Origin of the sequence: Streptomyces sp. NPDC088157 (assembly GCF_044741545.1) — a bacterium.
GTDB lineage: Bacteria > Actinomycetota > Actinomycetes > Streptomycetales > Streptomycetaceae > Streptomyces.
In genome coordinates, this window is the sequence record NZ_JBIUSU010000004.1 from 637,498 (window position 1) to 658,871 (window position 21,374).

The 21,374-nt window shown below is 71.0% G+C and carries 16 protein-coding genes; 10 read left to right on the forward strand and 6 right to left on the reverse strand.

Features of this window, described 5'->3' with window-relative positions; all coding sequences use genetic code 11:
- Positions 1-93: 93 nt before the first annotated feature.
- The 5 genes from ACIPFH_RS18690 (at position 94) to ACIPFH_RS18710 (ending at position 6,793) form a co-directional block, all read left to right on the forward strand.
- Positions 94-1,362, forward strand: a complete 1,269-nt coding sequence (locus tag ACIPFH_RS18690) for an ABC transporter substrate-binding protein (RefSeq protein ID WP_401827701.1) — start codon at positions 94-96, stop codon at positions 1,360-1,362.
- 160 nt (positions 1,363-1,522) lie between these two features.
- Positions 1,523-3,205: a glycoside hydrolase family 13 protein gene (locus ACIPFH_RS18695; RefSeq protein ID WP_401827703.1), complete on the forward strand. Its 1,683-nt coding sequence runs from the start codon at positions 1,523-1,525 to the stop codon at positions 3,203-3,205.
- 52 nt (positions 3,206-3,257) lie between these two features.
- Positions 3,258-4,586, forward strand: a complete 1,329-nt coding sequence (locus tag ACIPFH_RS18700) for an ABC transporter substrate-binding protein (RefSeq protein WP_401827704.1) — start codon at positions 3,258-3,260, stop codon at positions 4,584-4,586.
- A 6-nt stretch (positions 4,587-4,592) separates the two neighbouring features.
- Positions 4,593-5,951, forward strand: coding sequence for an ABC transporter permease subunit (locus ACIPFH_RS18705; protein ID WP_401827706.1), 1,359 nt, complete (start codon positions 4,593-4,595; stop codon positions 5,949-5,951).
- Positions 5,948-6,793: a carbohydrate ABC transporter permease gene (locus tag ACIPFH_RS18710; RefSeq protein WP_401827707.1), complete on the forward strand. Its 846-nt coding sequence runs from the start codon at positions 5,948-5,950 to the stop codon at positions 6,791-6,793. The genes ACIPFH_RS18705 and ACIPFH_RS18710 overlap by 4 nt, the downstream gene beginning before the upstream one ends.
- 556 nt (positions 6,794-7,349) lie before the next feature.
- Here ACIPFH_RS18710 and ACIPFH_RS18715 read toward each other — a convergent pair.
- From ACIPFH_RS18715 to ACIPFH_RS18740, 6 genes are all read right to left on the reverse strand, one after another.
- Positions 7,350-9,167 (reverse strand): protein kinase, encoded by a 1,818-nt coding sequence (locus ACIPFH_RS18715; protein ID WP_401827708.1) that lies wholly within the window; start codon positions 9,165-9,167, stop codon positions 7,350-7,352.
- Positions 9,168-9,502: 335 nt separating this feature from the next.
- Entirely contained in the window at positions 9,503-9,856 is a 354-nt protein-coding gene (locus ACIPFH_RS18720) for a hypothetical protein (protein WP_356247799.1), read from the reverse strand.
- Positions 9,857-10,325: 469 nt separating this feature from the next.
- Positions 10,326-10,922, reverse strand: coding sequence for a hypothetical protein (locus ACIPFH_RS18725; protein WP_401827710.1), 597 nt, complete (start codon positions 10,920-10,922; stop codon positions 10,326-10,328).
- A gap of 360 nt (positions 10,923-11,282) precedes the next feature.
- Positions 11,283-11,771 carry a carboxymuconolactone decarboxylase family protein gene (locus tag ACIPFH_RS18730; RefSeq protein ID WP_401827711.1) on the reverse strand — a complete coding sequence of 163 codons (489 nt, stop codon included), beginning with the start codon at positions 11,769-11,771 and terminating at the stop codon, positions 11,283-11,285.
- A gap of 239 nt (positions 11,772-12,010) precedes the next feature.
- On the reverse strand, positions 12,011-12,520 hold the full coding sequence (locus tag ACIPFH_RS18735; RefSeq protein ID WP_401827712.1) for a DinB family protein: 510 nt from the start codon (positions 12,518-12,520) through the stop codon (positions 12,011-12,013).
- A 144-nt stretch (positions 12,521-12,664) separates the two neighbouring features.
- A complete protein-coding gene (locus ACIPFH_RS18740) occupies positions 12,665-13,714 on the reverse strand; it encodes a LacI family DNA-binding transcriptional regulator (RefSeq protein ID WP_401827713.1) in 1,050 nt (349 codons plus the stop codon).
- A 98-nt stretch (positions 13,715-13,812) separates the two neighbouring features.
- On the opposite strand from ACIPFH_RS18740, the gene ACIPFH_RS18745 reads away from it, so the two are divergent.
- From ACIPFH_RS18745 to ACIPFH_RS18765, 5 genes are read left to right on the forward strand one after another with little or no spacing between them, the layout of a single operon-like run.
- Positions 13,813-15,108, forward strand: a complete 1,296-nt coding sequence (locus ACIPFH_RS18745; RefSeq protein ID WP_401827715.1) for an ABC transporter substrate-binding protein — start codon at positions 13,813-13,815, stop codon at positions 15,106-15,108.
- Positions 15,105-16,049 carry a carbohydrate ABC transporter permease gene (locus ACIPFH_RS18750; RefSeq protein ID WP_401827717.1) on the forward strand — a complete coding sequence of 315 codons (945 nt, stop codon included), beginning with the start codon at positions 15,105-15,107 and terminating at the stop codon, positions 16,047-16,049. Before ACIPFH_RS18745 ends, ACIPFH_RS18750 begins: the two co-directional genes overlap by 4 nt.
- Before the next feature lie 8 nt (positions 16,050-16,057).
- A complete protein-coding gene (locus tag ACIPFH_RS18755) occupies positions 16,058-16,924 on the forward strand; it encodes a carbohydrate ABC transporter permease (RefSeq protein WP_401827718.1) in 867 nt (288 codons plus the stop codon).
- Entirely contained in the window at positions 16,924-18,702 is a 1,779-nt protein-coding gene (locus tag ACIPFH_RS18760) for a DUF2264 domain-containing protein (protein ID WP_401827720.1), read from the forward strand. The genes ACIPFH_RS18755 and ACIPFH_RS18760 overlap by 1 nt, the downstream gene beginning before the upstream one ends.
- A complete protein-coding gene (locus ACIPFH_RS18765) occupies positions 18,699-21,353 on the forward strand; it encodes a discoidin domain-containing protein (protein WP_401827721.1) in 2,655 nt (884 codons plus the stop codon). The genes ACIPFH_RS18760 and ACIPFH_RS18765 overlap by 4 nt, the downstream gene beginning before the upstream one ends.
- The last annotated feature ends 21 nt before the right edge of the window (positions 21,354-21,374 follow it).

A 21,374-nucleotide genomic window follows, 5' to 3' on the forward strand; every position in this document is an offset into this window, starting at 1 on the left:
GTTCCAGGCCCTAGTATCGCCCATACCTAACGGGTATACATAGCCTCTGACTCCGGGCGAGGGTGCCTGGCGCCGGTGTACAGGGAGGAACCTATGCGGTGGATACGCGCCGCCGGTAGGGGTCTCCTCGTCCTCGCTGTGGTGCTTGCCGGTTACGGAGCGTCCGGCGCCCGCGCGGTCGGCGGTCCGGAGGGCCGCGGTCCGCTCACCCTCGCCACCGCGGGCGATCTCACCGGCTACCTCGGCCCCCTCCTGGAGGGCTGGAACCGCGCCCACCCCGGCGAGAAGGTCACGCTCGTCGAACTGCCGGACTCCGCGGACGAGACGCGCGCCCAGATGATCACCGATCTGCGCGGCGGCGCCCGCAGCCGCTTCGACGTCCTCAACATCGACGTCGCCTGGACCTCGGAGTTCGCCGCCGCCGGCTGGATCCGCCCGCTGCCACGGGATCGCTTCCCGCTGAGCAGCTTCCTCCGGCCGGTCGTGGACACGGCGACGTACGACAGGCGGCTGTACGCCGTCCCGTACGTCACCAACGCCGGGCTGCTGCTCTACCGCAAGGACGTCCTCGCCGCGGAGGGCGTGCCACCGCCCCGCACCTGGGCCGAACTGGAGCGTGCCGCGAAGACCATCGCGCCCCGGTACGGCCTCGACGGCTACGCGGGTCAGTTCCTGCCCTACGAGGGCCTCACCGTCAACGCGGCCGAGGCCGTGTATTCGGCGGGCGGCACGATCCTCGGCGACGAGGGCGACCGCGTCACCGTCGACTCGGCCGCCCGCGAGGGCATCGGCTTCCTCGCGCGCGGTGTCCGCGACGGATGGGTGCCGAAGAAGGCCCTGACGTACACCGAGGAGGAGTCCCGGCAGGCCTTCCAGGACGGGCGTCTCCTCTTCCTGCGCAACTGGCCCTACGCCTACGTCAGCGCCTCCGGCGCGGGATCCGCGGTCGCCGGCAAGGTCGGTGCCGTACCGCTGCCGGGGCGCGACGGGCCGGGAACCAGCGTGCTCGGCGGCTCCAACCTCGCCGTCAGCAGTCATGCCGAGCACGCCGACACCGCCGCGCGTCTGATCGCCTACCTCACCAGCGAGGGCGTCCAGCGGCAGGTGCTCACCAGGGGCGCGCTGCCCCCCGTGCGCGCGGATCTGTACGAGGACCCGGAACTGGTGCGCCGGTTCCCGTACCTGCCGACCCTGCGCGCGAGCATCCGGACGGCCGAACCGCGTCCCAAGAGCCCCCGTTACGACCAGGTCAGCATGGTGGTGCAGGCGGTCGTGCACGACGCGATGGCCGGGCACTCGACGCCCGAGGCCGCGGTGCGGCGGCTGGCCCTGGAACTGGCGGACATCTCCCGCCGCGGCTGACGTCCGTCAGCCGGCACCGGTACTTCCTACTTACATGTTAGGTAACGCCGACGTATCAACCGGGTGCGAGATGCCCGGATAAATCCCTCTCTGTGGCCCGTGCTGGCAGATTCCTGCTGTCTCTTCGTTGACACCCCCGTGAAACGCCTACATAACATGCATGCATAACAGTCAGCCCGCACAGACAGGCCAACGGGTGAGCTCCAAGCACATCGACACGCACCGCTGGTGGCGTGAGGCAGTGATCTACCAGGTGTACGTCCGCAGCTTCCTGGACAGCACCGGCGACGGCGTCGGCGATCTCGCCGGAGTCCGCGCCGGACTGCCGTACCTGAAGAAGCTGGGCGTCGACGGGATCTGGCTGAGCCCCTTCTACCCCTCCCCGCAGCACGACCACGGCTACGACGTCGCCGACTACTGCGACGTCGACCCGCTCTTCGGCGACCTCGACGAGTTCGACCGGCTGGTGGCGGCCGCCCGACGGCTGGGCGTCAGGGTGCTGCTCGACATCGTCCCCAACCACTGCTCCAGCGAGCACCCCTGGTTTCGCGAGGCGCTGGCCTCGGCGCCGGGCAGCGCCGCCCGGGCCCGTTTCCACTTCGCCGACGGGCGGGGAGCGGACGGCGCCGAGCCGCCCAACAACTGGCACGCCATGTTCGGCGGCCCGGCCTGGAGCCGGGTGACCGAGGCGGACGGCCGCCCGGGCCAGTGGTACCTGCACATGTTCACGCCCGAACAGCCCGACTGGAACTGGCGCGACCTCGAGGTCGGCGGGTACTTCGAGCGGGTACTGCGCTTCTGGCTGGACCGCGGCGTCGACGGCTTCCGCATCGATGTCGCCGCAGGCCTCTACAAGCACCCCGAACTGCCCGACTCGCCGGATCCCGAGGCGGACGCCCGCACCCGCGACTCCGTCAACCCGCTCGCCTGGAACCAGCCCGAGGTGCACGACGTGTGGCGCCGGTGGCGCGCGGTGTGCGAGCAGTACACGGCACACGACGGCCGCGAGCGGCTCCTGGTCGGCGAGGTCTCGGTGCCCACGGCCCGCGAACACGCGATGTACGTCCGCCCCGACGAGCTGCACCAGGCCTTCTTCTTCGACCTGCTGAGCGCCTCCTGGGACGCCGATGCCTTCCGCAAGGTCATCGCCGAGGCCATGCAGGACATCGCGGGAACGGGGTCCACCGTCACCTGGGTCCTCAACAACCACGACCAGGTCCGCACGGTCACCCGCTATGGCGAGCCGGCCGTCGAGGGCAGCGGCCTCGGCGCCGCCCGTGCCCGCGCCGCCGCCCTGTTGCTGCTGGCGCTGCCCGGAGCCGCGTACATCTACCAGGGCGAGGAGTTGGGCCTGCCCGAGGTCGTCGACCTGCCCGACGACGTGCTCACCGACCCGATCTTCCGCCGCACCGGCAGCCGCGCCCGCATCCGGGACGGCTGCCGGGTGCCGCTGCCGTGGTCCGGGCAGGCCTCACCGTTCGGCTTCACCTCCGGCGTCGACGGCACCAAACCCTGGCTGCCGCAGCCCGAGTACTTCGCCGAGTACGCCACCGACCGCGCCCTCGCCGACACCCGCTCCTTCTGGCACCTGTATCGCGACGGCCTCCAACTGCGCGCCACCCTGCCCCAGTTGGGCGAGGGCACGCTGCGCTGGCTGGACACCCAGCCAGGCGTCCTCGCCTTCGCCCGCGGCGACGGCCTGGTCTGCGCCGTCAACTTCGGTACGGCGCCCGCGCCGGCGCCCGTCCCGGGCGTCCCCCTGCTGTCCAGCGGCCCCTGCCGGGCCGGGGCGCTCCCCGGCTCCACGGCCGCCTGGTGGATCGGCGACGACACCGATTCCTGAGCACCTCCGCTCCCCATCCCGTCAACTCCCCACTCCCGAAGGGACATCAACGATGATGCGACGACGTACCCCCCTGCTCACCGGCTGCACCGCCCTGGCCCTCGCACTCGGCGCGACCGCCTGCGGAGGCGGCGGCCCCGTCTCCGCGGGCGGCGGCGACCAGGCCCTGAGCGGCCAGACGGTCGCCGTGGCCGGCGTCTGGTCCGGTGCCGAGCAGAAGAACTTCCAGAAGGTGCTGGACGCCTTCACCGAGAAGACCGGCGCCAAGACCCAGTTCGTCTCCACCGGCGACAACGTCTCCACCGTCGTCGGCAGCAAGATCGAAGGCGGCAACGCCCCCGACGTCGTCATGGTCCCGCAGGTCGGAGTCCTCCAGCAGTTCGCCGGAAACGGCTGGCTCGCGCCGTTGTCGTCAGCCACCCAGAAGTCCGTCGCCGCCAACTACGCACCCGTCTGGAAGAACTACGGCAGCGTCAAGGGCACCCTCTACGGCCTCTACTTCAAGGCCGCCCACAAGTCGACCGTCTGGTACAGCCCCGACGCCCTCGACCAGGCCGGCGTCCAGCCGCCGAAGACCTACGACGAGCTGCTGAAGGCCGGGCACGCCGTCTCCGACTCGGGCCTCGCCGCCTTCTCCGTCGCGGGCCAGGACGGCTGGACGCTCACCGACTGGTTCGAGAACGTCTACCTCTCCCAGGCGGGACCCGAGAAGTACGACGCCCTCGCCGCCCACGAACTGAAGTGGACCGACCGGAGCGTGGTCGACGCCCTCACCACACTCGGCAAGCTCTTCGAGGACAAGCAGCTCCTGGCGGGTGGTCAGAAGGGCGCCCTCAACACCGACTTCCCCGGCTCCGTCGAGAAGGTCTTCGGGCCCGAGCCCGAGGCGGGCATGGTCTACGAGGGCGACTTCGTCGCCGGCGTCGCCAAGGACCAGTTCGGCCGGAAGATCGGCGAGGACGCGGACTTCTTCCCCTTCCCGCCCGTCGGCACCGGCGAGGCACCCGTGGTCAGTGGCGGCGACGCGGCCGTCGTACTCAAGGACGGCAAGAACAGCGAGGCCGGCATGGCCCTCCTGGAGTACCTGGCCACCCCGGAAGCCGCCGCCGTCTGGGCCGAGGCCGGTGGCTTCCTCTCCCCGAACAAGAAGCTCGACCTCGTCTCCTACGGCGACGACGTCACCCGGACCACGGCCAAGTCGCTCATAGCCGCCGGGGACACCGTCCGCTTCGACATGTCCGACCAGGCCCCGGCCGCGTTCGGCGGGACCAAGGGCGCCGGCGAGTGGAAGATCCTCCAGGACTTCCTGCGCGACCCCTCCGACCCGAAGGCCACCGCCGCGCAGCTGGAGACCGCCGCCGCCAAGGCCTACAAGGGCTGACCGCCGATGACCGCCACGCTCACGAAGACGGCCGCACCACCCGCCGTCCAGGCCGTCGCCCGCAAGCGGCGCGCCCGGCGGCGGGGCAGGACCGTCGCCCTGCTCTTCGTCCTCCCCGCGCTGCTCCTGCTCGGCGCCCTGGTCGTCTACCCCGTGCTGTTCTCGGTCGGCCGCAGCTTCTTCGACGCCTCCGGGACACGGTTCGTGGGCGGCGACAACTACACCGAGATGTTCCGCGACCCGGCCACCCTCAACGCCGTACGCAACACCGCCGTCTGGGTCGTCGTGGCCCCGACCCTGCTGACCGGCCTCGGCCTGATCCTCGCCGTGCTCGTCGAGAAGGTCCGCTGGGCCACGGCGTTCAAACTGCTGCTCTTCATGCCCATGGCCGTCTCCTTCCTGGCCGCGGGCATCATCTTCCGGCTCGCCTACGACGAGGACCCGGACAAGGGGGTCCTGAACGCGGCGGCCGTCGGCGTCCACGACGCCTTCCAGGACACCTCCTCGTACCCGACCGCCCGCGCCCGTGACGGTCAGGGCCTGATCGCGGGCGCCGACGGCTCGTACCGCACGGGCACGAGCGTGTCACCGGGCGACACGGTCGCACTCGGCCTGGTCGGCGTCCCGCCCAAGGATCTTCCGGCGGGGGCGGAACCGGCCTACACGGCGGCCGCCCGCGAAGCGGGCCCCGGCGAACTGCGCGGAGTCGTCTACCTGGACTTCACCCCCGGCGGGGGAGGGAAACAGGGTGCGGTGGACCGCGGGGAGAGCGGGCTGCCGAAGATGAGCGTCGTGGCGGTGCGCGACGGGAAGACCGTCGCGAGCACCACCACCGCGGCCGACGGCTCCTTCCGCTTCCCGGGCCTGGAGGCGGGCTCGTACACCGTCGACCTCCCCGGCTCGAACTTCGCCCCGCCCTACGACGGCATCTCCTGGCTCGGCCCGACCCTGGTCACCCCCGCGATCATCGGCGCCTACCTGTGGATCTGGACCGGCTTCGCGATGGTGCTCATCGGCGCCGGCCTGTCCACGCTGCCGCGCGACTCGCTCGAGGCGGCGCGGATGGACGGCGCCAACGAGTGGCAGGTGTTCCGCCGGATCACCGTGCCGCTGCTCGCGCCCGTGCTGACGGTGGTCTTCGTGACCCTCGTCATCAACGTGATGAAGGTGTTCGACCTCGTCTACGTCATCGCGCCCGGACCGGTGCAGCAGGACGCCACCGTGCTGGCCACCCAGATGTGGCTGGTGTCCTTCGGCGGCGGCAACGACCAGGGACTGGGCAGCGCCCTCGGCGTGCTGCTCCTGCTGCTGGTGATCCCCGCCATGGTCTTCAACGTCCGTCGTTTCCGAGGGAGTCAGCGATGAACCTCAGTGCGCTTCGGCGCGGGCTCGGCAACAGTGCGGTGCAGGCCGTCCTCGTGGTCATCGGACTGCTCTGGCTCACCCCGCTCGCCGGACTGCTCGTGTCGTCCCTGCGATCGGCGCAGGACACCGCCAAGGGCGGCTGGTGGACGGCGCTCACCAGCCCGGGGCAGCTGTCCTTCGACAACTACACCGCGCTGCTGGGCAACGCCGGGATGACACAGGCGTTCTGGAACACCGTGCTGATCTCGGTGCCGGCGACGCTGCTCGTGGTGGTGATCGCCGCTCTCGCGGGGTACGCCTTCGCCTGGCTGGACTTCCCCGGCCGCGACGCCGTCTTCCTGCTCGTGGTGGCGCTCCTGGTGGTGCCCGTCCAGATCGGCCTGCTGCCGGTGGCCAAACTCTTCGGCCGACTGGGGCTGTTCGGCACCATTCCCGGCGTCGTCCTCTTCCACGTCTCCTACGGACTCCCCTTCGCGATCTTCCTGCTGCGGAACTACTTCGCCGAGATACCGAGGGAGATGCTGGAGGCGGCCCGTATGGACGGGGGCAGCGAGTGGCGTATCTTCACCCGGCTCGTGGTGCCGGTGGGGCGGCCCGCCCTCGCCAGCCTGGCCATCTTCCAGTTCCTCTGGGTCTGGAACGACATGCTGGTGGCGTTGCTGTTCGCCGACAGCTCGTCACAGCCTCTGACCGTGGAACTGCAGTCGCAGATACGGCAGTTCGGCAGCAACATCGACGTGCTCGCGCCGGGCGCGTTCCTGTCCCTGATCGTGCCGGTGGCCGTGTTCTTCACCTTCCAACGGCACTTCGTGCAGGGGGTCATGGCGGGTTCGGTGAAGTAGTTCCTGAGAACGTCCTCGCCGAACGGGGCAGCCAGTGCCCGGGCGATCGGGCGGAGCTGCCCGGCCGGCGCGTCGTCCGCGGCCCGGCTCCCCAGTGCGGTGTGCATGACGGCCGGACAGGCACTGGCCGCCGCGTGGACCCGGAAAGCGGTGTCGGGATCGGGGGCGTCGCTTCCTAGGGCGCTACGCGTCGGCCGTGTCACGCAGGCCGTGGCCGAAGGGGTAGCGGGGGCCGGTGCTCGGCGGCCCGTGCGGCCGACGCGACCGCCGGGCCACCCGCGCGCGCCAAGGCCGACTCCGAAGCGGGTCCCCAGAGACTCCGGCCACCGGGGTCGGACTCACGTGCTCCGAGGGCGAGATGCTGTTCCGCGTTCACCTACGGCGGCGCGGACGAACCGCAGGCACCGGACGGCCGGTGCCCATCGACTCGACCGAGTCGGCGCGTCCGCCCCCTCATTCCTTCGAGCGTCGAGCCCTCGGTGAAGCCGTCACTGTGACAACGACCTGGCGCCGTCCGGCGGTTCGAGCGTTTCGGGCCCTTCGTAGGGCTGGCCCGCTACTCGGCCGTGACGAACCGCAGACGGCGGCGGGCACGTGGCGGGGTGTTCCTGCGGGCACGGATCTCCTGCACGACGGCGACGACGACGACCACGCCCCAGGCCACCGAGAACACCCCGGCCTGCTCGTCCGGACCGAACGCCAGCCAGCCGATCCCCAGACCGCCCAGGGTCAGGCCGCAGGCCGCCGCGAGAGGCGAGAGGTGCCGACGGCTCAACGCGCGGACGAGGCAGAGTGCGGCGAGCACGAGCAGCGGAGTGGCCAGGACCTCGACGTCGTCGTGCGCGGTGTAGTCGTGGGTGACCTCGGCCCGCGCGGGAGAGTAACCGCCGCTGTAGTCGCTCTCGAAGAGCCGGTAGCCCGAGGAGTCGGCCGGGAGTGGGTAGTAGCCCTGGTAGGCGGTGTCGTAGTAGTAGAGGGTGCTGAAGTCGGTCTCCGTGACGGAGCTGTAGTCGTAGTCGTCGACCGCGCCGCCGATCGCGACACTCGCGATGACCAGGGCCCCGGCCCCCCACCACAGAAGGGTGGAGGTGAGGGGAAGCCAGCGGAACAGGACAAGACCGAGCACGACGGCGGCCATCAACACGCCGACGAATTCGTCGGAGGAGTCCTCGTAGGAGTCCAGGTAGCCGAAACAGACGACACCGGAGACGACGATGCCCAGCAGGGCGATGATCCGGCCGGCGGGCAGGGTGAACCGCCGCTCGCCCGGCGTGGACGACACGCCGCCTCTCGTCGGCGCGGTGCCGGACGGCGTCCGGGCGTCGCCCGAGGAGGAGCGGACGGCCGAGTCGACCGGCCCACCCGGGGGCGGGACAGCGGGCCGGGGCGGCGTCAGCGCCGTGCGGGTGTCCTGCTGGGCCAGTGCCGTGTGCCCGGGACCCGCCTCGGAGTCGGCCTTGGCGCGCGAGGGCGGCCGGGCGGGCGCGGGCGGCACGCCCGGAGCCGAGGCGGCGGCCGGTGGGGCCGACGCGACCGCCGGGCCGCTCAGCAGGGTGAGGGTCGCCGCCAGCGCGTCCCGCAGCTCCGCCGCGCTGCCCAGGCGCTGCTCGCGGTCCTTCGCCAGGGTCCGGAGCACGAGGTCGTCCACCACGGCCGGGATCTGCGGGCGCAGCCGGGAAGGTGCGACCGGTTCCTGGCTGATGTGCTGGTGCATGACCGCGAAGGGGGAGTCGCCGACGAACGGGGGGCGGCCGGTCAGCAGTTCGTACAGCAGACAGCCCGTGGAGTACTGGTCGGAGCGGCCGTCCACCGGCTCGCCGGTGAGCTGCTCGGGGGAGAGGTAGGCGGGGGTGCCCACCGTCATGCCCGTCGCGGTGAGGCGGGTGGTGGTCTCCGCGACGACCTTCGCGATCCCGAAGTCCAGGACCTTGACGCCGCCTTCGGACGTCAGCATGACGTTGGACGGCTTGATGTCGCGGTGGATGAGCCCCTGGGCGTGGCTGTGTGCCAGGGCGTCGGCGATGTCCCTGCCGACCGCCAGGGCGCGCTCGACCGTGAACGCGCCGTCGGCCAGCACGTCGGTCAGAGTGCGCCCTTCGATGAACTCCATGACCAGGAACGGAGTCGTCTCGCCGTCGGTGGTGTCCTCGCCGACGTCGTGCAGCACGGCGACGTTCCGGTGGTTGAGCGAGGCCACCGTGCGCGCCTCCCGGCGGAACCGGACTCGGAACTCCTCGTGCCGGGTGAGTTCCGGCGGCAACACCTTCACCGCGACGGTGCGCCCGAGCTCCCGGTCGGTGGCCCGCCAGACCTCCCCCATTCCACCGCGTCCGACCGCCTCGGCCAGTTCGTATCTCGCCGCCAGCACCCGCATGGTCCTGCCCCCTGGTGACATGAGGCAGCCCGACAACAGCTCGGCCGCCCGTGGTTCTGGAACCGCGGCAGACGAAGGGGCGGCACACCCGGAACCCCCGGCGCCGGTGTGCCTCTCGCCCAACCGCCCGCCCACCATACTGGCGGAAATTCGCTCATGGGATATTCGCCGCCTAGTAGTACAAATGTGCGCCAGACGCAGGACTTTGGCCAGGAATGGCCTGCCTCACCGCACAGGGCCCCGGAGCCGCCTCCGCGGCCGCGGAGGCGCCGTTCCGCCATGCGGGCACGGGCCCGGATCCGGGCGGTACGGCAAGAGCTGACCCTGACGGGCCATCAGGCGTCGTCGTCCCGCCGCGCGAACCGGAGGGACAGGGACCGCAGGACTTCAGCGGTCGAAGTGTCGGTGCGGCCCTCGTCGTGCACCTCGGCCAGGTGCACGAAAGCGTAGGAGAAGCAGTTGGAGAGACTCATGATGGCCGGGCCCAGCGCCTCCGCGATGATGGCCTTGGATTCCTGGGCGCTCGCGTCGGCGGGCAGCTTGATCTCGGGCAAGGTCTCCGCGAGCAGCGCGGAGATGGATCCCGTCAGCGCCACTTCGGCGTCCGGGTTCTCGCGGACCTGCCGCCGCATCTCGATCGCTTCGGTGAGGATGCCGACGACTCGCTGCATGATCTCTGATTGCCGCATGGGTGAAGCCTAAGAGCGGGCGCGAGTCGACGGTCTGCGCCGACGCCGCCACGCGCCCCGCTCGTGCTCCGGCAGCCCCCGCAACGAGACCGGAAACGTGGGTTCGAGCAGCTCCCCGACGTGGGTAGGGTTCTCGCAGCCTGCGCGGCCGCCGGGAGCACGGTCTCCGTGACAAAGCCGACCACCGTGCGGCTGGTGACCCGCGGGGGGCGTGGGCCCGAGCGCCGCCCACCGACGATCACCGAAAGGCCCGAGGCGCCGATACGCGTCTGGCTGTCCGCCCGGTTCTTCCTCTTCTTGCTGACCTGGAGTTCGTACCTCTCCTACTGGGGCGTCCGGCTGCTGGCGTCGGGCTTTCGGACCACGCAGGTCACGATGGTGGTGACGGCGGGACTGGGCGCACGGTCGTTCTCCATCCCTGATCGCGAACTCGGCACGCGACTCTCCTGGACCGTCGCGTGCCCCTTGTTCAGCCTGCTGACGGGGGTTGAGAAGGGGGCGGAGGCTGACTCGGCGGGTACTGCTGGGAGTTGGTGGCGGTCTGCCAGGGCTGCGGCGGCTGGGGCGGGTACTGGTACGGCTGAGCGGGCGGGCCGGCGGGGCGACGGGTGCCGAGGACGGAGAGCACGGTCGCGGCGAGTGCGGCCAGACAGGCGAGAGTCAGCAGGTAGAAGCCGGGGCCGAGGGTCGTGGACCGGGTGTCCGTGTCCCACTGCGTGTCGTTGAACGCGGCCGTCGCCACCGTCAGCGTCACGCCGAACAGCAGTGTCGCGGCGCTCACGCCGAGCACCCGGGTCAGCGGAAGCCTCCGGCCGAACCCGGCCAACAGGAGTACGGCCGCGACAATGGCCACGAGGCTGGAGACGAGCAGCGGCACGCCGTGGAACTGCCTGACCGAGATCGTCTTCTGCCCTGGTATCGAGTTGGAGTAGGACCACGCCTTCGCGACGGTTCTGTACAGCGCCTCCTTGCTGTTGCCGCCCGCGTGCTCGGCCGACTCGTCCAGCGTGGTGAACGAACCGCCGACGGCGAGGGCGGCGCCGAGGATCAGCAGCGCTCCGGACACCCGGTCGGAGACGGCGGCCGGGTCTGTCGACGGACCGGGCGGTCTGCCGTAGGGCGCCGGCGGCGGGTACGCGGCGGGGTGATGACCAGCGGGTTGAGGGGGAGGCGCCGGCCGGCCGGGCGTGGATGCGGCGGGCTGGAACGGAGGGGGCGGCGGGCCTGTGGACGGGTTGGGTTGCGCTGGTTCTGTCATCTTCTGATGATAGTGAGTGGAGTTCGTGCGGATAAGGCGAACTGACGCGCAGTATGGGTGAGTTGAATGCGTCATGCGTCATGCGTGGCGAGCAATCACGGGTTGGAGCGGGGAGTCGCCTCGACGGGCTTCACCGCGGCCTCGTCCCTTCCGGACCGCCACGGCGGGTCAGTCCCACTGCTTGTCCGCGAGGGAATCGACCGGCTGCGGCTTGCCGATGACGGCCAGGGCGATGAAGAAGTTGATCTGGCCGATCGCGATGGTGAGGGTGGCCAACGCCTTCTCGTCGTAGTGCTTCGCCACCTCGGCGTACAACTCGTCGCAGACACGCTCCCCGCCGTGCGGGGCGGGCTGGAGGGTGGCCTCCACCAAGGCGAGGGCGGCGCGCTCGGCGTCCGTGAAGTACGGGGCGTCCATCCAGGAGGAGACGGCGGTGATGCGCTCCTCGGACTCCCCGGCCTTACGCAGGAAGCCGGTGTTCAGGATGGTCAGGTAGGTGTTGCCCACGATCTGCCCGGCGCGCAGGTGGACGAGGTTCATCGTGGTGCGCGGCACCGAGCGGTTGCCGGTGGCCCGGAAGAGGGCGGTGCTGATGTCGTTCAGCTCGGGCACGAACGCGGCGGGGTCGGGCATCCGGGAGATGGGGGTGTGCGTCATGGCTGCTCTCCTTCACATCGGCCTGGTCGGCGTCTTCACAGCACTGACGGATGGGCGCGTGCAGATGTGACAGGAACGTGGAAGGTTTTCTCGACGTGCCCGGGTCCGGTGGCGACCGTGCCCTCGACCGGACGGCGCACGGACCGGGCCGCCGGCCGCGAGCGGCGCGGCGACCTCGTCGTCCCCCCTGCGAAGTCGGGTCGTCGGCCTTCATCCCGGGGCGGCGGCAGCCCGCGGACTCAGGCGCCCACGGTCCCGTCGACACCCTCACGCAGAAAGTCCGCGTGACCGTTGTGACGGCCGTACTCCAGGAGCACGTGCACCATCACCATCCTCAGCGACACCTTCTCGTCCCAACGCGGCTGATAGCCGGCCTGGTCCAGGGACTCGGCCTCCCGCTCGACACGGCGGGAGTTCTCCACTTCGGCCTCCCAGGCCGAGAACGCCTCGGCCCTGGTGGACGCGCTAGCGTCGTACGCCGCCTGGAAGTCGATCCTGTCGGACCAGACCATGGGCGCGTCGTTGTCCTCGAACACCCGCCGGAACCAGGCGCGTTCCACCTCGGCCATGTGCCGCACCAGACCGAGCAGCGAGAGCGTGGACGGCGGCATCGACTGCCGCCGCAGCTCCTCGTCGGTGAGCCCCTCGCACTTCATGGCGAGAGTCGCACGGTGGAAGTCGAGGAAAGCCCTCAGTGTGTCGCGTTCGCTGCCGAGGCTGGGTGGTCCTGTGCGGTCGTCGGTGGTCACCGGCTGTGCTCCTCGTCCGTGTCTGTGTCGAGGGCCAGTATGGGCCTACGAGATGAGGGCGAGTCCTCGCCCGACCTCCCTCGGGCAGCCGGGCGGGCCGGATCCCGGAGATCGGCCGCCTCGCCCCTCTGCCCCGAGTCGGGCTCACCGTGCGGGAGGCTGTCCGCTGCTCTCCCGTACCACCAGTTCCGTCGCCACCTCCACCCGTGTCGTCTCCGGCTGCTCCCCGGACAGCAGCCGCAGCACCATCCGGGCCGCGAGCGCGGTCATGTCGGCCAGCGGGGTGCGGACCGTCGTCAGGCGTGGGGTGACCCAGTCGGCGAACGGCAGGTCGTCGAAGCCGACCACGCTGACGTCGGCCGGGATGCGCAGGCCCAGTTCGGCGGCGGCCCGGTAGGTGCCCAGTGCCTGGTGGTCGCTGCCTGCGAAGATCGCCGTCGGACGGTCGGACAACGACAGGATTTCCAGGGCGTGTCGGTGCGCCAGGCCGTGGGTGAAGTCGCCGTAGCGCACCAGCTCGGGGTCGAAGGGCAGACCGGCCTCCGCGAGGGCTGAGCGGTAGCCGTCGACGCGTGCCCGGGAGGTGAGCCGGCGCTCCGGGCCGCTGATGATCGCGATGCGCCGGTGCCCCAGCTCGACGAGGTGGCGGGTCGCGGCCAGTCCGCCGGGCCAGTTGGTCGCGCCCACCCACGGTGTGCCCGGCGCGGGTTCGTCGATCGGCATCACCAGCGCGTAGGGGATGCCGAGCCGGTTCAGCTCCTCGTGCTGCCCGGGGGTCAGTTCGGGCACCACGAGAATCGCGCCGCGCGTGGAGCGGGTGGCCAGCGAGTCCAGCCACTGACGGGCGCGCCGGGTCCGGCCGTGGGTGGAGGAGACCACCAGCCCCATGCCCGCGTCGTGCAGCACGTCCTCCGCCCCCCGGATCAGTTCGACCGCCCAGGGGCTGTCCAGTTCGTTGATGACGAAGTCGATCAGCCCGCCGGCCGGCGCCGTGGTGGCCGCCGGGTGGTGTTTCGCCAGATAGCCGTGCTGTTCCAGCAGCCGCTGCACCTTGGCCCGCGTCTCCGCCGATACATCGGACCTGTTGTGCAGCACCTTGGAGACCGTGGACACCGAAACGCCTGCCTGGTCGGCAATTGCGGCCAGCGTGCGCCGTCTTTCCTGACCGGATCCCGTCCGAACCGTTGACGTCATCGGATGAATCTCCTACGTTGCCGGGCGATCGAGTTTTGCGAAAACTATCGCAATCCTCGTTCGCGACGTAAGGCTCCTCGGCGAAAAGGTGGTCCCCCATGAAGAGATGGCGCGCGGCTTCGCTGGCCGCGGCCGCGGCTCTGGTGCTCTCCGGATGCGGAGGAACCGGTGGTGGCGGCGGTTCGGGCGACGGGAAGGGCGAGTTACTGGTCTGGGTGGACAACACCCGCATGCCCGCGGCCCAGCAGTACGAGAAGGCCCACCCCGACCTGAAGATGCGCATCGTCACCATCCCGCCCGACGCCGGTTACGTGCCCACCAAGGTCTCGCTCGCCAACCGCACCAAGAGCGGCTGGCCCGATGTCGTCTTCCTGGCCAACCCGGCCGAGGCGGCGACGCTCGCGAGCGAGAAGTTCGGTTACGCGGCCCCGCTCGACGACCTCGTCCCGAAGACCGTCCGGGACGGTTTCACCCCCGGCTCCCTCGAGACCTGCACCTTCGGCGGCAAGGTGTACTGCCTGCGCAACGACATCGCCCCCACGGTCCTTTGGTACGACGCCAAGCTGATGAAGCGATACGGCTACCAGGTCCCCAAGACCTGGGCGGAGTACCAGCGGACCGGTCTGAAGGCCGCCGAGGAGCACCCCGGCACTATCGTCGGGGCCGTCAACGGCAAGTACGGCGCCGGCATCTACTTCGGCAGCAGCGGCTGCCCCACCCGCGACACCCGCAGCCTCACCGAGGTCCACATCGACCTCGGCGGACCGAACTGCACCCGGGTGGCCGACCTGCTCCAGCCGCTCGCCCGTGAGAAGGCCGTCACCACCGTCCTGCCCATCGACCCGGGCTTCGCCAAGTTCGGCAAGGGCGACAAGATCCTGATGCTGCCGGCCCCGGCCTGGTTCGGCGACTTCATGTTCGGCCCCGCCTTCAAGGTGCCGGGGGGCCGGGTCGCCGCCGCCCCCATGCCCACCTGGCCCGGCGAGAGCAAGCCGTACGCGGGACAGGTCGGCGGCGGCGCCTTCCTCGTCTCCGCGCACGCCGGCACGCGCACCGAGCAGGCCGCGGACCTGGTGCGCTGGATGACCACCGACGTGAACCTCCAGTCGAAGCAGCCCACTTACCCCGCCTTCACGGCAGCGGCGAAGAAGTGGGGCGAGGCCAAGTCGAAGGACCCGTACTACGCCTCGGACCCGATGCCCGCCCTCACCGCGGCGGCGAACGCGCTGCGCCCCGGCTTCGGCGCGGTCCGCTTCGAGGCCGACTGGCAGAGCAGCTTCAACGACACGTTCGTCAAGGCGGTCGACTCCGACGGCAACCTCCGGGACACCTTGGGGAGTTGGCAGGACAAGCTGGAGGCGGCGGCCGGGACCAGCGGGTACACGGTCGGATGAGGACGCTCACGACACCCCGCCCGCACCCGGTCGCGGCGGCCGCACCGGCGGCCCCCCGCCGCCGGCGCCGCCCCGCCCGTACCGCCGCCGTCTGGATCCTCGTCGGCCCCTACACGGTGTTCCTCGCCGTCTTCGGGCTCGCGCCCGCCGGGTACGCCCTGTGGACCTCGTTCGTCGACGACGGCTCCTTCTCCGGCGGGCGCGACTGGGCGGCCGTCTTCCACGACTACCGGCTCGGCGACGCGGCCGCCCACGTGGCGACGTATCTGCTGCTGTGGCTGCCGATCCTGCTGCTGGCCGTCCTGTCCCTCGCCTTCACCCTGCACGCCCGCCCCGGCCGCACGACGAGCGCGCTCCAACTCGTCTACTACCTGCCCGGCGCGGTCACCGGCTCGGCCGCGGCGCTGCTGTGGCTGTTCATGGTCAGCCCGGACAGCAGCCCGTTCTCCCCCCTGCTCAGGCTGATGGACGTCACGAGCGCCACGGACGCGCTGTCCGGCGGCAGCCTCATCGCCGTCCTCACCGTGATGGGCGTCGCGGTGCACGCCGGCGGCTGGATCGTGGTCCTGTACGGAGCGCTCAACGCGCTCCCCAAGGACGTACTGGAGGCGGCGCAGGTCGACGGCGCCTCGGCCTGGCGGACCATGTGGCACGTCAAACTGCCGATGGTCCGCACCTACGTCGCCTTCGTGCTGATCTCCAGCTTCGCCTCCGGCAGCCAGGTGTTCGTCGAGCCCACCGTGCTGTCCACCGGCGCCCCCGGCCAGATCAGCCCCACCTGGTCCGTCAACCAGCTCGCCTACGTCTACGCCACCCAGGACGGCGACTTCGGCAAGGCCGCCGCGCTGTCGCTGGCCATGCTCGCGGTCGGCGTACTGGCCGCCTGGATCGTGATCACCCGTACGCGCATGTACGCCACCGACTCCTCCGACTCCCGGTGAGTGAGGCGATGACCGCTCTGTCACGCGGCGCCCGCGTCCTGTTCCTGCTCGGCGCGGCCGTCTTCTTCGGACTGCCCCTGCTCTGGCTGCTGCTGGCACCCACCCGCACGGCCGACGACCTGACCACCGGCTCACCGCTCGGCTTCGGTTCGCTGGGCAACGTGGGTGACGCCTGGTCGCACCTGACGTCGTACAACGACGGCGAGATCACCCTGTGGATCGGCAACTCGATCGTCTACGCGGCGGCCAGCGTGGCCCTCGCCCTGCTGCTGTGCGTGCCGGCGGGCTACGCGCTCGCCAAGCACGACTTCGCCGGCCGCCGGGCGCTGCTCACCCTGTCGGTGGTGACGATGATCCTGCCCCCGGCCGCGCTGGTGCTCCCGCTGTACCTGGAGATGTCGGCGCTCGACCTCACCGGCACCGTCTGGTCGGTGATCCTGCCGTTGTCCTTCTACCCCTTCGGCGTCTACCTGGCCTTCCTGCACTTCCAGGCCAATCTGCCCGACAGCCTGCTGGACGCCGGACGCGTCGACGGGGCGAGCGAACTGCGGCTGTTCTGGTCGGTCGCGGTGCCACTGGCCCGGCCCGTCATCGCGCTGATCGCCTTCTTCGGCTTCGTCCGCTGCTGGACCGACTTCTTCCTGCCCTTCGTGATGCTCTCCGACGACCGCACCTTCACCCTCCAGCTCGGCCTGATGTCCCTGCTGCAGTCCACCGGCGCGGTCAACAACTCCAGCGGCTTCGCCGACCTCGACATCCACCAGCCGGAGGCGGCCCTGGCCGGACTCGTGGCCTGCGCGCCACTGCTGATCGGTTTCGTCCTCGCCCAGCGCTTCCTGCGCACCGGGCTGCTGGCCGGGGCGGAGAAGGGCTGATGGACGGAGAAGCGCTGATGGACGACCCGCGTACCGAACTCGCCTCCGAAGTAAGGGAATTGGTCGAGCCCCTCGCATCCCGCTTCAGCGCGGGCCGGGCCCGCGTACGGCTCGGCGTGAACACCGCGATCCACGACGACACGGCCGCCGAACTGGAGGCGTTCGCCCGCCCGTTGTGGGGACTCGCGCCCCTGGCGGCGGGCGGGCAGGCCGTGCCCCACGCCGAGTCGTGGGTCCGGGGACTCGCGAACGGCAGCGACCCCGCGCACCCCGAGTACTGGGGCGAACCCGTCGACCACGACCAGCGCATCGTCGAGATGGCCGCCATCGGCTTCGCGCTCGCCCTCGCCCCCCAGCAGTGGTGGGACCCGTTGAGCGGCCCCGAACGCGACCGGCTCGCCCGCTGGCTGCTCAGTGCGCTGCACCGGGAGACCTCCGACAACAACTGGCTCTTCTTCCCGGTGCTGGTCGGCCTCGGCCTCGACCGGGTGGGGGTGTCCTACGACCGCTCGCTGATCACCGCCCGCCTCGACCGGCTGGAGACCTTCTGGCTCGGCGACGGCTGGTACGCGGACGGCCCCACCGAACGGCGCGACTACTACGTCCCGTGGGCGATGCACTTCTACGGGCTGCTGTACGACACGCTCACGGGCGGCGACCGCTTCAAGGACCGGGCGGCCCGGTTCGCCGGGGACTTCCGCCACTGGTTCGCCGACGACGGCGCCGCCGTCCCGTACGGCCGCAGCCTCACCTACCGCTGGGCGCAGGCCGCGTTCTGGGGCGCGCTGCCGTTCGCGGGCGTCGACGTACTGCCGTGGGGCGAGGTCAAGGGCTATCTGCTGCGGCATCTGCGCTGGTGGCGCGGGCGGCCGGTGACCGGTCCCGACGGGCTGTTGTCCGTCGGGTACGGCTATCCGCAGCCCGCGCTGGCCGAGCAGTACAACGCGCCGGGCTCGCCCTACTGGTCGCTCAAGGCGTATCTGCCGCTCGCGCTGCCGGCCCGGCACGCGTTCTGGACCGCGAAGGAGGAGCCTCCTCCCACCCTGCCCGCCGTCAGCGCCCAGCCGCACGCCGGGGCGGTGCTGATGCGCGCGTCCGGAGACGTCACCCTGCTCGCCGGGCGCCAGCACCACCCTTGGGTGCGCCACGGAGCGGAGAAGTACGCGAAGTTCGCCTACTCGACCCGCTTCGGCTTCAGCCTCCCGAACGGCACACTCGGACTCGAACAGGGCGCCCACGACTCGATGCTGGCGCTGAGCGACGACGGCGGGGCGCACTACCGGGTGCGCGAGGAGCCGGCCGCGTCCTACGTCACCGCCGACTCGGTCCTCAGCACCTGGCATCCGTGGCCCGACGTGGAGATCACCACCTGGCTGACGGCCGCCGTGCCCTGGCACGTGCGCACCCATCGCATCCGCACCGCGCGCGCCCTGCACACCGCCGAGGCCGGCTTCGCCGTCGACCGGGACGCGGGCACGGACCGCGAGAGCGGACCCGGGCGCGCGCGGGTGTCGGCGCCCGCGGGATTCACCGGGCTGCGCGACCTCGACGGCCGGCGCGAGGGCGAGGTCCTCGACTGCCTGCCCGGCACGAACGTCCTCGCACGACGCACCGCACTGCCCGTACTCCTGGGCCGACTGCCGCCCGGCGAGCACTGGTTGAGGTGTGCCGTGCTCGGCGCCCCGGGCGGACCCGAGGCCGGGGCGGCCTGGCAGAGACCCCCGACCACGGCACACCCACCGACCACCGCACATCCGACGACTGGAGACAGGACATGAGACTCAGGCATCTGTCCGTACTGGCCGCCGTGACGGCGCTGCTGACCTTCCCGGTCCAGGTGCACGCGGCGCAGTCCGGCCACACGTACCACGTCGCCCCCCGGGGCGGCGACCACGCACAGGGCACGCAGGCAAGCCCACTGCGCACCATCGGCGCCTGCCTCGACCGCGTCCGCCCCGGCGACACCTGCCTGGTCCACCGGGGCACCTACCGCGAACAGCTCACCCCTCCCTCCGGCGCCGAGGGTGCTCCGATCACGATCGCCGCGTACGGCGACGGTCCGGTGACCGTCGACGGGACGGAACGGGTGACCGGCTGGAAGGACGCCGGCGACGGACTGGTCGTCGCCGACACCGACCTGCCGCCGGACCCGGACTTCAACGCCGTGTTCATGGACGACGCCCGTGCCGCCGAGGGCCGTTGGCCCAACTCCGGCTCCGATCCGCTGAACACCACCTGGGCCGAGGCCGACACCACCTCCACCGACCAGCACATCGACGACTCCGACCTGCCCGACGCAGACTGGACCGGCGCCACCGTGCACGTGTGGGCGGGTTCCAACCCCTGGGCCCAGCAGACCGGAACGGTCACCGCCACTGCACCGGGCAAGCTGGACTTCAAGGGCGGCAACTACCGTTGCCCGCCGCTGTGCATGGGCAACCAGACCTACCGCAACTACTACCTCGTCGGGTCGAAGGCAGCCCTCGACCGGCCGGGCGAGTGGTACTACGACAAGACCGCGCACCGCCTGTACCTCGTCCCCCCGAAGGGCGGCATCGCCGGACACACGGTGACCGCCAAGCACCGGCTGTGGGGCGTCGACCTGAGCGACAGCTCGTACGTCACCGTCCGCGGACTGAACCTGTGGGGCACCTCCCTGCGAACGGGCAAGTCCAGCACGGGTGTCGTGGTCGACCGACTGCACGCCACGTACGTCTCCGAGTACTCCACCCTGCCCATGCCGCCGGACAGCGACCTCGCGATCCCGCCGGCCGAGGGGCACATCGTCGCCTCCCGCATCCTCGACTCCGGGGTGCAGATCCTCGGCACCGGCAACACCCTGAGGAACAGTGAGATCGCGCAGTCGGCCGGCGACGGCGTCCTGGTCCGCGGTACCGGCAACACCGTCACCAACAACTACATCCACGACGTCGGCTGGATGGGCAGCTACACCCCCGGCATCGAGATCAACGGCAACGGCCACACCGTCACCCACAACACCGTCCGGCGCACCGGACGGGCGGCCATCGACACCGCCTACCAGATCAACGGCACCGAGTACCACGACAACCGCATCGCCTACAACGACATCTCCGAGGCCATGCGCACCTCCCGCGACGGCTCACCCTTCTACGTCTGCTGCTACCTCAACGGCACCGGCACCTCCATCGACCACAACACCGCGCACGACGCCGACGGCCAGAACGGCTACTACGTCGACAACTACTCCGGCCACTTCCGGCTGCACCACAACGTCGCCTGGAACACCGGTGCCCGGGGCGTCTACTTCAACGGTCACACCGGACCCAGCATCGCCAACGAGGACCACAACTCCAGCTACGGTGTGGGCATCAACGTCGCCTCCTCCGCCCTCGGCGGCGCGACGGACGCGTCCGGCTCGTACTTCAGCAACATCGTCGGACCCAAGCCGGTCACCGCGACGCAGACAGGCAACCCGCTGCCCGTCGTCCGCTCCAACCTGATCAGCGACAAGCCCGGCTACACGGACGCCGTCAACGGCGAGCTGTGGCTGACGCCCGGTTCACCCGCCATCGACGCGGGCGAGGTGGTCGACGGCGTCACCACAGACGTCCTGGGCACGGCTCCCGACCAGGGCGCCTACGAGTACGGGGCGCCCGTCTGGTCGACCGGCTGCGATCTGCCCGGCTGCCTGCAGAGGGTGCGCCACGGCGACTGGACCGCGACCGCGAGCGATGGCACCAGCGCCTCCGCCACCGTCGACGGCGACATCAACACCCGCTGGACGGGCGCCGCCCCGCAGGCCGTCGGCCAGTCCCTGACCGTCGACCTCGGCGAGAGCAAGACCTTCCGGCGGCTCTCCCTCGACGCGGGCCGGGACACCAGCGGCCAGCCGTACGGCTTCACCGTCTCCGTCAGCGGTGACGGCACGCACTGGGGTGAACCCCTCGCCCGGGTCTCCGGCCGCTCCTTCACCCAGGACGCGGTGTTCCCCCGGCAGACCACCGCCCGCTACGTGCGGATGGCACTCACCGCGAACGGGCCGGCGCCCTGGGTCGTCAACGACATCCGGCTGTACGGCGACGGGCCCGACGCCGCCTCGACGCTCCAGGCCGAACAGGCCACGACCGTGCGGGGCGTGGAGCGCGGGACGGCGTCCACCGGCGTCCTCGGGTCCGGCGACCGGGTGGCCTTCCGCAAGGTGAACATCCGCGGGAAGCGCCTCATCGTGCGGCTCGACTCCGTCTGCGCACGAGGCTGCTCGCTCCAACTGCGCCTGGACGCTCCGGACGGTCCGGTGGCCGCCGTGGTGCCCGTCGGGGGCGCCGACGGGTGGCAGGAGCGGTCCGTGCCCCTGAAGCGGGAGGTCACCGGCACGCACGATCTCTACCTGGTGCCGAAGGGTCCGGGCCGGGTCGCCGCTCTCGACTGGCTGACGATCAGGCCCTGACACGCGGGGGCCGGGCCGCGG